This window comes from Kribbella sp. NPDC048837, assembly GCF_055586945.1.
In genome coordinates this window covers 324,482-336,715 of record NZ_JBVJHF010000010.1, presented here as the reverse complement: position 1 = coordinate 336,715, position 12,234 = coordinate 324,482, and the positions used below count along the sequence as shown (strand labels likewise).

The following is a 12,234-nucleotide window of genomic DNA, read 5'->3' as shown; positions in this document are numbered from 1 at the left end:
CCGACCGATCAGCACGCGGAGGCGGACAACGGGCGCAGTACTTCACCGGGTGCACCATTCGAAGATCACGCCCGGTCCACGGCCAGGATCCGGATTCCACCTGGAACGGTGTCGCGGCCGCGACTTGTCGATCGCGTGAGCCTCGGGATCCACCGGCCGCTCACGCTGGTGAGTGCGCCCGCGGGCTTTGGCAAGACGATGGTGCTGAATGCGTGGGTCGCACGCTATGAGGGGCCGGCCGTGGTCCGGCGCATCGCCTTGGATGGCAGCGATGAAACCGCGACCCTATTGCAGTCCGTCCGCGACGGTGTGGACAACCGCGATCACGACATACTGGTGCTTGTCGTGGACTGCGGCGATGTGACGATGACGCAGGAGTTCGGGCAGAGCCTCCATCACCTCATCCGCGGCAACGCCGGACGCGTCCGGGTCGTCCTGGCGACGCGGACCGACCCGCCGCTCCCTCTGCACCTCTACCGGTTGGCAGGCACCATCGCGGAGATCCGGGCCGACGAGCTGGCTTTCACGACGGACGAGGCCACGGCGCTGACGCGCGGGCACAACCTCGAGCTGACGGCGTCCGAGGTCGCCGAACTCCAGGCCCGGACCGAGGGCTGGCCGGCCGGTTTGATGTTCGCAGCCATGAATCTGGCCGGCAAGTCCGACGCGAAGCAGGTCATCCGGGAGTTCCGTGGGGACGCCGGGAACGTGGCTGCGTACCTGATGACCGAGGTACTGGACGCGCAACCCTCCGAGTTGCGCGAGTTCCTGCTCCGGACCAGCGTTGTGGACGAGGTCCGCCCGGGGCTTGCCAGAGCGCTGGCGGGGCCTGCGTGCGGCCTTCGGTCGCTGGAGTTCCTGGCCCACGGCAACTCGTTCATCCGGCCGGTTCCGGACACTGTGGACAGTTATGGCTATCAGCCGCTGTTCCGTGAGTTCCTTCGTGCCCAGTTGCTGTATGAGCGGCCGGCCACCGTTCCCGCGCTGCATCGTGCCGCCGCCGCCTGGTTCGCCCAGAACGATCAGCCGCTGGAGGCGATCCACCATGCCGTCGCGGCCGGTGACTGGCGGCGCGCGGCACGGTACCTGGTGGAGGATCTCGATGTCGCCGGCCTGCTGGTTGGGCGCCGGCGTCGGCAGCTGATAACCCTGTTCGAGGGCCTTCCCGACGATCTGAACGATTCCGGGGTCGCGATTGTCAGAGCCGGCCGGGCGCTGGCCGCGTTTGATGTCGACCTCTGCAGGTCGGAGCTCGGCAAGGCCCGGCACCTGGTGGACCAGGAGGTGTTGGCTCGAAGCCAGGCGGCAGGGCCGGCTATCAGCGTCCTGCATGCGGTCTGCGCGAGTCTCCAGGAGAACGCCGGGGCCGCGCTGAGCGCGGTCCTGACTGCGGAGGCCGACTTGCGAGCGACCTCGCGGGAAGCAGTCATCGCGCGTCCGGAACCGAGGCTGCTGCTCGCCGGTTGTAGGGGTCGGGTGCTGCTGCAGCGCGGAAACTTTCCGGCGGCGCTGGCAGCCTTCAGCGAGGGGATCGCGATCGCGGAAGAGGCTGGTGCGCACGAGACCCTGGCTGACTTCCTCGGCATGGTGGCGCTGGTGGAGGCGGTCTGGGGGCATCTGCGGCGGGCCGGCGAGGTCGTCGCGCAGGCGACGGCACTGGCGGAGTCTGGGCCGGAGCTGTCTCAGTCCGCGATTGTCGCCGGGGCCTGGGTGCATACCGACCAGGGGGATCTGCCCAGCGCCGAAGAGCTGGTGCAGCGCGCCGCGGAGGCCGCTCCCACCTACGACTGGCGGGTCCTCGCCGCCGTACTCGCGCTGGTTCGGGCCAGGCTGCTGCGGGCCGGCGGCGACATCGATCTGGCCGCGGCCGAGCTGCGGGCGGCGAGCAAGCGGTACGGCGCACAAGGCGGCTGGCTGGACCAGGCCCTGGTCGTCGACGAGGCCAAGATGCTCGTCGCACAGAACCAGCCGCAGAAGGCCATCACGGTGATCGAGCAGTCCCCGGGGCGCGACCAGGTCGGATCGCTGTTGGTGCTGCAGCACGCGGCTGCCGAGGCCGGCGAGCGTCCGCCCGCTCCGCCACCCCCGGTCAGGGATCGGGCCGTCCCGCTCGAAACCCAGGTGGAGAGCTGGTTGGTCCAAGCCGCCGAGTCGATCCGGACCGGGGACACTGGCCGCAGCGGGCTGTCTCTGGAACGTGCCCTCAGGCTGGCCGCTCCCGAGCAGCTCCGCCGGCCGTTCGCGGAGGCGCCGCCGTCGCTGCGCAAGATGCTGCACCCGACCGGTGAGCTGATGAGACATCACCCGTGGCTGCGCGCACCGAGTCGGCAGCCTCGCGGCCGTGCCCCCGATCGCTGGGCGATGCCGCGGACCGAGTTAGTCGTCACTGCCTCGTTGACCAGCAAGGAGCACGAGGTCTTGGAGTACCTCGCCGAACTGCTGACCACCGAGGAGATCGCGAGCACCATGTACGTCTCGGTCAACACGGTTCGCAGCCATGTGCGCAGCATTCTTCGCAAGCTGAGCGCGTCCCGCCGCAACGAGGCCGTACGGCGGGCGTGGGAGCTGGGACTGCTGCCCGCACGCCCGGAGGGCTGACCCGCGAGCCTTGCTACGGAAGGCCTCCGATGCCGCCCCTGGGCCGCACCTCACGACCGCGGAAGGTCGGGGCCCAGATCACATGCCGTTCTGAACGACTGAGATGAGGCTGAGCGGCGCCCACCGCGCGGACCCGGCAGCACAGTTGTCCCGACCCAAACAGCGGACCCCCGGACAACACGCTTGTTTCAGCCGACCCTAGAAGACCGTGGCCCAGTCGTTCCTCATGCTTACGACGATCCAGTCGGCCTCTGGGGCTCGCTCGAGGGCTTGCTCTGCGCCAGGCGTGTACTCGAACTCGCGCTCGCCGTCGTCAGGTAACACCAGCAGCCGCAGCGTGGGGTGATAGCCCTAACGCTCGCTTTGGCCATCGCGGTGGCGGGACGCAGTACCGCAGACGGCAACGGTCCGTGAGCCCGGTCAGGACTTCGGTGTTGGTAGGCGGGACTCGAGCCCAGAGGCAGGGATTCTGAGAGCCACGTCACTTGCCACACTGGTCAACATCAGGCTGCAGGGATGCGGAAAGTGGCGTCTCTGGCCGGGGCGCGACCCGCGAGTGTTCCGCCTGACGGCTGACACCGATGAGACCTGAGTGTGGCTCGAGCGTTCAGGTCCAGCTGTGTCCAAGGGGTTTGTTTGTCAACGGCCCCCCTCGACCGGGTACCAGCCCGTTCGCCCGACTGGGTGAAGGTCGATTCTGTCGGGCGCGCGGTGGTCACCGAGCTCCCGAGTGTGACTTGCTCTGCCGACGTCTCTGTTGCCCAGAGCAACTAGATGGGCCGTGGGATTTGCCGAGGTCTTTGCCATGGAGCTACAGCACGGCTGCGCATCTGCGCTCAAGTAGAGCCCTCGGGCCCTACGCGCTGTCCGCAGGGTCGTCTGACCCCGGTGTGCTAGTTCCGCGAGGCTCGTCTGACCGTCGTGCCAGCTGCTCTGCGCGGTCCGCCTGCTCGATGAGTTCGACGGCGAGTGCCCTGGCCACCGTGACCGGGAGGCGGAGCCAAAGCGACACGTCGGCAGCGTCCGGGGTTGGCCGGCCCTCGATCTCAAGAGCCACTAGAGGAACGGCGGGGCTAACATTGCTGCCCAGCCCTGCGTGGCGGACTCCAGCCTGGACGTCAAACCCGGTCACGTGCAGATCAGGCACGCTTTCGTTGGCCATTGGCAGAGACTAGCGCCACGCGGGGCGCACGCACCGACCGCTGCCCAACATGAATCTGTGGGCCGCCTCGGGTGAACCCAGGAGACCGAGATGGCGACCAGTAACCCTGCCGGCGCAGGCGCCGCCGAGGCGTTCGCCCGTTTGGCGGTCGAGTTGCATGGCGCGGGCGGACTCGATGAGACGGTCGGGGCGGTCGTGCAGTTTCGCGCTCCAGGCCCTGGACTCTTCCCATGCCGGCGTAGCCCTCTACAGTCGCGGGCGGGCGGAGGTGCCGGCGGCAACCGACCCGCTGGTCTGCGACGTCTTCCATCACGCCATGGCGGCAGGGTACGGGCCGCTGGTCGAGGCGACGCAAGCCGGACAGGACGTCCCGATCCGGGACACGGTCACCGCACCGGGTTCGGACCACGTCGGCAGGGGTCGGCGCGGAGCGTGGGCTGGCGCTGTGCGGGGGATTGTCGCGATCATGCGACTGTGAGCGGGCCGGCGGCGGATGCGCGGGAGGGGGAGCCACGGCGGGGTCGTCGGCTTCGGCACCCGGTCGTGGTGGTGACGATCGTGCTGGCTGCGGTCTTGCTTGTCGTGGTGCTGCAGGTCCTGGCCGGTGGCAACGGCTTCTCGACGATCGACGAGGCCAGTGGGGGACTGGGCGTACTTGACCATTTTCTTGCTGGTGTTGGTGATGCCCTGTTGGCATTGTTTCCGGGTGAGACGACCCTTAATGCCACGTCGACGCTGGCAGCCCAGGGGGAGCTGGACCTCGGGCTGGTCATGCTGGCGGGCGCGGCTGGAGCTGTGCGTGGTGACTCGACGCTGTACTGGATCGCTCGTCGCAACAGGGACAGAGTCCAGCCGCGGATGGACGCGGCGATGAAGAACGAGAGGGTCGCGGCGGCGCTGGGCTTCATCGGCTCGAGCGCGGCCATGCTGCTGGTCCTCGGGCGCTATGTTCCGGGACTGCGGCTCGTCGTCAACGCCACTCTCGGCGTGGCGGCCTACCCGTACCGGAAATTCTTGTTGTGGTCGGCTATCGGTGGAACGTTGTGGTCGGTCTACACCTGTGGCCTCGCCTATCTGGTCGGCACTGCTTTGGCAGGCTTCCCGCTCGCCTCGGTGATCATCTCCGGGCTCATCACCGCTGTCGCGATCGGCGCCGTCTTCCTGACCGCTCGCCGACGCCGCAGAACCGACGAAGCACCCGCCGACCTCCCACCGGCATGAGTCGACGTTAGCGCCCGGTCGCCTGTGTCGCGGCGGGGCGCCGGCGCCCGGCCGGCGCTGGGCGCCGTCCCCTCGCCGGATTGGGGCGGTTGCGGTGGTTGCGGCGGATCGGGAAGACGACGGCAATGCGTGGATGAACGGGTCCGGGATCCGCGAGAAGGGTCCGAATCCGCCTCGTCGCAGGCGCCTCGGGGACGACGTCCTGGCTCGGCCGGCTGCTGATCAATGGGCCTCAGCCGAATCATCCCTTGTGTGTGATGTGGGCGTGGACCGGCCTTGCGTAGGTTCCGAGTCACCTGGGGGTGGGTGCGTGGGTTGAATCTCGCGCGGAGATGGGAGGGCAGGGACGATGGCTGAGGTACCCGACGCGACGTCGACTGACCGGCGGGTGCTGCCGCCACCTGATCCGTCGTTCCATGGTGAGATCCGAGAGGCGTTTGGGGACTCGTCGCCCGATTTTCCGGTGCCGTTGAAGCCGCCGGCGGGCGCCCCGAATGTGTTGCTGGTGATGGGTGACGACATCGGGTTCGGGCACATGAGCGCGTTCGGCGGGCCCGCGCGTACGCCGGTGTTCGATCGGTTGGCGCGGCACGGCCTGAGCTACACCAATTTCCACACCACGCCCGTGTGTGCGGCGTCGCGTGCCGCGTTGCTGACCGGGCGCAACTCCCATGCCGTGGGGATGGGCTGCGTGCCGGAGGCGTCGGCCGGGTTCCCGGGGTACAACGCCTCGGTTCCGCGCAGCGCCGCGACGGTGCTGGAGATCCTGCGGCTGAACGGGTACGCCACGGCGTGGGTCGGCAAGACCCACCTCACCCCGATGCACGAGATCACTGCCGCGGGGCCGTTCGATCGGTGGCCGATGGGCATGGGTGCGGAGTACTTCTATGGGTTCTTCGGTCCCGGGGTGAGCCAGTGGCATCCGCCGCTGTGGGAGAACGGCACGCCGTTGGAACCGCCGAGGACGCCCGAGGAGGGCTATCACCTCGAGGCCGACATGGCCGATCGGACCATCGGCTGGATCCGGCGTCAGAAGTCGATCCAGCCCGACAAGCCGTGGATCGCCTACTACGCCCCGAACGGGCATAAGCCGCCGGTGGGCGTCCCGAAAGAGTGGATCGAGAAGTACCGCGGCGAGTTCGACGACGGCTACGACGTGCTGCGGGATCGCATCATCGCGCGGCAGAAGGAGCTGGGAATCGTGTCTGCCGACACCGAACTGTCGCCGTGGCCCGAGGCGCTGCCGTCGTGGGATGAGTTGACCGACAACGACCGCTTGGTCGGCGCGCGCTGGATGGAAGTCTTCTGCGGCGCCGTCGAGCACACCGACTACCAGGTCGGCCGAATCGTCGAGGCGGTCGAGCAGCTGGGCGAACTCGACAACACCCTGGTCATCTTCATCGCCGGCGACAACGGCCCGACGCCCGAGGGCGGCCTGCACGGCGCGATGAACAAGCTGACCTACTACAACGGGCTCACGGAGTCGCTGGACGACCTGGTGGAGCGCCTGGACGAGTTCGGCGGCCCGACCTCGCACGGCTGCTATCCGGCCGCCTGGGCCTACGCCACGTCGACGCCGTACACCTACGGCAAGATGGTGACGTCGGGCGGCGGGTGCAGCACGGCAGTGGTCATGTCCTGGCCGGCGCGCATCACCGACCGAGGCGGCTTCCGGCGGCAGTTCCATCACCTCATCGACGTCACGCCGACCATCCTCGAACTCGTGGGCGTGCCGGAGCCGACGCAGGTGAACGGCATCGATCAGATGCCGATGCACGGTGTGAGCATGGCCTACACCTTCGACGACGCGACCGCGCCGGACCGGCACACGACGCAGTACTTCGAACTGACCGGCAGCCGCGCCATCTACCAGGACGGCTGGTGGGCCGGCACCCGCCACGGACTCGACGGCGTGACAGCCGCCGCCAAGCAGGTAGTGCCGTTCGACGAGGACGCGTGGGAGCTCTACGACCTGCGCAACGACTTCGGCCACGCCACCAACCTGGCAGTACAGCACCCCGACCGGCTCGCGGAACTCCAGGCGCTCTTCGACCACGAGGCGCGCACCTACAACGTCTACCCGATGGTCAACAACGCCTTCGACCTACTGACCGCCAAGCGGCCGCGGCTCGTGTCCGGCAACCGGGCCAGCTACAGCGCCGGCACGATCCGGCTCCCCGAGGACGGGGTGATCGACATCAAGAACCGGTCCTTCTCGGTCATCGCCGACGTGGACAACCCCGACGGCGACGCCGAGGGCATGCTCGTCACCCTGGGCGGCGAGACCGGTGGATTCGCCTTCTACGTGCTGGAAGGCATAGCGACCTTCCAATACAACTGGCTCGGGAAGGAGCACTACACGATCACGTCGTCGCAGGTGTTGCCCAAGGGACCGTCAACCATCCGCTTCGACTTCGCCTACGACGGCGGCGGCCCGGGCAAGGGCGGCACCGGCACGCTACGCCTCGACGGCCAGGCCGTCGGCAACGGCCGGATCGACAAGACGGTCCCGGTCTATTTCTCCACCGACGACACCTTCGACGTCGGTGAGGACTGGGGCACACCCATCTCGCCGGCCTACAAACCACCATTCCGATTCACCGGCACCCTCAAAACCGTCACGATCGACGCCGACCCTCACTAGTCCCCCGACCATCCAACCCACCCAAGCCACGCACCCCCGGCGGCCCGGACGGCGCGGCCACGCGGATCGCGGCAGCGCTCGCCAGCGTTGAGAAGTGCCGATGTGCTGGCCGCCCACGGGCGCGGCCTCACCGGATGAGGAGCGACGTGGATCTGGATCCACGGATTGGTTGAGTAGTGATCGGAGAGATGTCCGATGGGAGTCGTGACGCTGACAGCGGTCCTTGCCACGATGTTCGGCTGGTGCCTCCTCGCCAGACGGCTGGAACGAGCAGGGCTGACCGCTCCGATGGTGTTCGTCGTCGCCGGCTTCGTGTTCGCCGAAGTGTTGGGAGACCTGGAACTCGAGGCCGAACCTGAGCTGGTGAAGTCATCGCCGAGGTGACGCTGGTCTGGGTGCTGTTGCCGACGCATCGCGCGTGCAGCTCAGGCAGTTCCGGCGAGATCTGGGCATCTATGGGCGATTGCTCGGAGTGGGGCTCCCGTTGACCATTGCGCTGGGAACCGCTGCCGCGGTTCTAGTACTGGATTTCGACCTGTGGGCAGCGCTGCTGCTCGGTGCCGCGCTCGCGCCCACGGACGCCGCGCTCGGGGCCACCGTGATGTCGAACCCCCGAGTACCCGACAAGGTGCGCCGCGCACTCAACGTCGAAAGCGGACTCAACGACGGCATCGCCACGCCGATCGTGCTCGTGGCCATAGCCGGCGTCGCCGCGAACGAAGGAATCGCGGGGCTCGACAGCCCCGGCCGAGCAGGCCTCGCGCTACTGGTGTGTGCGCTGGCCGGGGCCGCGGCCGGCGGGCTCGGCGGCACCGCCACCCGGCTCGCCCGGCGGCGAGGCTGGCTGTCCGAGGAACTCTCCGGCCCCGCCGTCCTGGCCCTTGCCCTGCTTGCCTACACCGCAGCGGTGGCGGTGGATGGCAACGGTTTCGTCCCGCCTTCGTCGGCGGCCTCGTCTTCGGCGGATTCGCGGGACGCGGCGGCGAGAAAGAGGTCTACTTCGTCGACCAGTCCGGCGCGTTGGCCTCAATGATCAGCTGGCTCGTCTTCGGCGCGCTGGCGGTGCCCGTGATCGGCGATCGCCTGAGCTGGAGCGTGCTGGTCTACGCCGGTCTGAGCCTCACCATCGTGCGGATGCTGCCAGTGGCGCTGGCACTCCTCGGCGCCGGCTTCGACCGATTCAGCGTCGCAATCATCGGGTGGTTCGGCCCCCGCGGGCTCGCCTCCGTCATCTTCGCGCTGCTCGCCCTGGAAGATCTACACGACGCAGGCAACGACGTCGTCGCGGTCATCGGACTCACCGTCGTACTCAGCGTCGTCGTGCATGGCTTCAGTGCCGGGCCACTCGCGAGAAGGTACGCAGCACCGCCAACCGCCCGCGATGTCACGCTGTCCGGATGAAGACGCGCAGCTTAGGAAACCGCACCACGCCTACATACGCCTCTCCCGGCGTAACCAGGCAACACCAGTTCGGCCGATCTTGACTCCAGTCGACTCGAATCAGCGCCCCCTTGTTCCGCAGTGTTTCCCACGCTGAACTGCTGAGCGCGTGCGAGGTCTGCACCGGTCCGTCGACTGAGCAGAGTCGGTCGCTCTGGCGCCCGCCACGCCGGACTTGGACCGGCCACGAAGGCTTCGCTGGTTGGCGGCGCGTTCATCCCGGGTGGGTGATGCCCGCCTCAGCAGGGCAGAGCACAGCGTGGTCCGGCGGGTCACCTCTGCCGGACCGGTCACCGAGCGTGCCGGGCACGCGGTGTGAGGTCGATGGTCAACGGCAGACGAGGGCCTGAGGGGGCAACTGATGGCAACCGAGAAACCGAATGTCCTGCTGATTCTGGCCGACGATATTGGCTGGTTCGATGTGGGTTGCTACCACCGCGGGATCATGGGGACCCGGACGCCGAACATCGACAGGATCGCCGCCGAGGGTGTCATGCTGACCGACAACTACGCGCAGGCCAGCTGCACGGCGGGGCGGGCGGCGTTCATCACCGGGCAGCTGCCGATGCGGACCGGCCTGACGACGGTGGGTATGCCGGGCGCGGAGAAGGGCATCCAGCCCGAGGACCCGACGCTGGCGGAGTTGCTCAAACCGCAGGGCTACCTGACTGCCCAGGTTGGCAAGAACCACTTGGGCGACCGCAACGAGTTCCTCCCGACCGTGCACGGTTTCGACGAGTTCTTCGGAAACCTTTATCACCTGAACGCCGAGGAAGAGCCTGAGCAGCCCGACTACCCCAAGGACAACCCGCTCGTCCAGCGCTACTTCTTCCCGCGCGGGGTGCTCGACTGCCGAGCCACTGACGTGGACGATCCGTCCGAGGACGAGCGGTTCGGGCGCGTCGGCAAACAGAGCATCGTCGACACGGGTCCGCTGACGCGCAAACGGATGGAGACGATCGAGGACGACCTGCTGGCCCGGTCGTTCGACGTGATGGAGCGTGCCGACCAGGCTGGGAAGCCGTTCTTGTTGTGGCACAACACGACGCGTATGCACGTGTGGACACACCTGTCGGATCGGTGGCGGGACAAGACCGGGCTTGGCGTGTACGCCGACGGCATGCAGGAGCTGGACTGGGTGGTCGGCGAGCTGCTCGGCAAGCTGGACGCGTTGGGCATCGCCGACAACACCATCGTAGTGTTCGCCACCGACAACGGTGCCGAGAAGTTCACCTGGCCCGACGGCGGCACCTCGCCGTTCCGGGGTGAGAAGGGCCTGGGCTGGGAGGGTGGCTTCCGGGCACCGTTGGTGCTGCGCTGGCCCGGCAGGATCCCGCCTGGCCAGGTACTCAACGGAATCGTGTCACTCGAGGACATTGTGCCGACCGTGATGGCGGCCGCAGGTGTTCCGGACGTCAAGGAGCGGTTGCTGGAGGGCTACCAGGCCGGCGACAAGACCTTCCATGTCCACCTCGACGGTTACAACCAGCTGCCGTACCTGACCGGCGAGACCGACGAGTCGCCTCGCCATGAGTTCTTCTACTACGGCGAGCACGACCTGTTCGCGCTCCGGTACAACAACTGGAAGGTCCATTTCCAGGTCAAGGACGATTGGTTCGCCGGCGCGTTGCTCAGGCCGACGATCCCGCGACCGGTGAACTTGAGGGTGGACCCCTTCGAGCAACACATGGACGCGCCGGCCTACCCGCTCTATGCCGGCGAGAAGCTGTGGACTGTGCTGCCCGCGGGTGCCCTCATCCAGCAGCACGCGAACACGTTCCTGGAGTTCCCGCCCCGGCAGGCGCCACCTGATTTCAATCCTCAAGGCATGGTCGAAGCGGTGATGCAGTCCGCCGCGCAACGCCAGGGAAACTAGGAGAGGCATCCGAGTCACGAGGGGCAGGTGAACGTGGCGCGCGAGATCGACGCCCCAGGGCAGACGGTTTCTGCAGTCCCGCCGCGCGGAGCGGACAGCCGGGCAGGTGCTGATTTGGTCTGGATCCCCGGCGGGACGTTTCTGATGGGTTCCGATCACCACTATCCCGAAGAGGCGCCCGCGCACCGAGTGACGGTCGACGGCTTCTGGATGGACCGTCACACCGTCACCTACCGCCAGTTCGGACGCTTCGTCGCCAAGACCGGCTACGTGACGCTGGCCGAGCGTGCCGCGGAACCCAGCGACTATCCCAACGCCAAAGCCGAGATGCTCGTACCGGCGTCCACGGTCTTCCAGTCCCCCGACCACCCCGTGGACCTGCGCAATCACTACAACTGGTGGTTCTATGTGCCCGGCGCGAGCTGGCGCCATCCCCAGGGGCCGGGCACCTCCATCAAGAAGCGACCGGACCATCCCGTGGTGCACGTTGCCTGGGACGACGTCGTCGCGTACACAGAATGGGCGGGCAAGGAGCTGCCGACCGAGGCCGAGTGGGAGTTCGCCGCCCGCGGTGGCCTCGAGGGCGCCGAGTTCGCGTGGGGCGACGAGTTCACCCCAGGAGACAGGTGGATGGCGAACACCTGGCAGGGCCAGTTCCCGATCCAGAACCTCAAGCAGGACGGCTATGTGGGCACCGCGCCGGTCGGGTCGTTCCCACGCAACGGCTACGGCCTGGCGGACATGATCGGCAACGTCTGGGAGTGGACCACCGACTGGTACCAGGCACACGCCGAGACCTCGCATGCCTGCTGCACGGTCGAGAGCCCTCGCGGTGGCGATCGGGAGCGGAGCTACGACTCGCAACTGCCCGGCATCCGCATCCCGCGGAAGGTGATGAAGGGCGGCTCGCACCTGTGCGCGCCCAACTACTGCCGCCGTTACCGCCCGGCGGCACGGATGCCGCAGGCGATCGACACCGCAACGTCCCACCTCGGATTCCGCTGCATCATCCGCGGCTAGCCGGGCAGCCGTTGGATTCGACGCAGACGGAACCTTCCCGCAGGCCGCTGACGGGTTCTCCAGACGTCAGCCGGGGATCAGGCTGAGATGTCGGGCGCGTCGCATGAACTCGTTCCGGCGTGAGACCGCGAGTTTCCGAAGGATGCTGCGGACGTGCGATCGGACGGTGTTCACCGAGATTCTCTGCACTAGTCAAGTCTCGTGATGGTCGTCGGGAGTCAGTCGGAGTCAAACGTCAGGCGCAACACGGTTCTGCGCCGGCGGCGCGGATGG

Annotated in this window: 7 protein-coding genes and 1 pseudogene; all 8 read left to right on the top strand. The window is 67.7% G+C overall.

The genetic code is table 11. From position 1 onward, the window contains the following. Positions 1 to 135: 135 nt before the first annotated feature. Positions 136 to 2,598: a winged helix-turn-helix domain-containing protein gene (locus ACZ6O0_RS38770; RefSeq protein ID WP_465770057.1), complete on the top strand. Its 2,463-nt coding sequence runs from the start codon at positions 136 to 138 to the stop codon at positions 2,596 to 2,598. 1,711 nt (positions 2,599 to 4,309) lie between these two features. Next, positions 4,310 to 4,981, top strand: coding sequence for a DedA family protein (locus ACZ6O0_RS38765; protein WP_465770056.1), 672 nt, complete (start codon positions 4,310 to 4,312; stop codon positions 4,979 to 4,981). 349 nt (positions 4,982 to 5,330) lie between these two features. Beyond that, positions 5,331 to 7,625: an arylsulfatase gene (locus ACZ6O0_RS38760; RefSeq protein WP_465770055.1), complete on the top strand. Its 2,295-nt coding sequence runs from the start codon at positions 5,331 to 5,333 to the stop codon at positions 7,623 to 7,625. A gap of 204 nt (positions 7,626 to 7,829) precedes the next feature. Next, positions 7,830 to 8,009: a hypothetical protein gene (locus tag ACZ6O0_RS38755; RefSeq protein WP_465770054.1), complete on the top strand. Its 180-nt coding sequence runs from the start codon at positions 7,830 to 7,832 to the stop codon at positions 8,007 to 8,009. 34 nt (positions 8,010 to 8,043) lie between these two features. Further along, a pseudogene (locus ACZ6O0_RS38750) lies at positions 8,044 to 8,532 on the top strand (cation:proton antiporter domain-containing protein); the annotation flags it as partial. Then, on the top strand, positions 8,466 to 9,026 hold the full coding sequence (locus ACZ6O0_RS38745) for a cation:proton antiporter domain-containing protein (RefSeq protein ID WP_465770100.1): 561 nt from the start codon (positions 8,466 to 8,468) through the stop codon (positions 9,024 to 9,026). The pseudogene ACZ6O0_RS38750 and the gene ACZ6O0_RS38745, both read left to right, overlap by 67 nt. A gap of 400 nt (positions 9,027 to 9,426) precedes the next feature. Beyond that, positions 9,427 to 10,941 (top strand): arylsulfatase, encoded by a 1,515-nt coding sequence (locus ACZ6O0_RS38740; protein ID WP_465770053.1) that lies wholly within the window; start codon positions 9,427 to 9,429, stop codon positions 10,939 to 10,941. A 114-nt stretch (positions 10,942 to 11,055) separates the two neighbouring features. Beyond that, positions 11,056 to 11,961: a formylglycine-generating enzyme family protein gene (locus ACZ6O0_RS38735; RefSeq protein ID WP_465770052.1), complete on the top strand. Its 906-nt coding sequence runs from the start codon at positions 11,056 to 11,058 to the stop codon at positions 11,959 to 11,961. The last annotated feature ends 273 nt before the right edge of the window (positions 11,962 to 12,234 follow it).

What these genes read in the sequence shown, in the direction of transcription:
- ACZ6O0_RS38760 (WP_465770055.1), top strand. Translation starts at nt 5,331, where the DNA reads ATGGCTGAGGTACCCGACGCGACGTCGACTGACCGGCGGGTGCTGCCG.
- ACZ6O0_RS38740 (WP_465770053.1), top strand. Translation starts at nt 9,427, where the DNA reads ATGGCAACCGAGAAACCGAATGTCCTGCTGATTCTGGCCGACGATATT.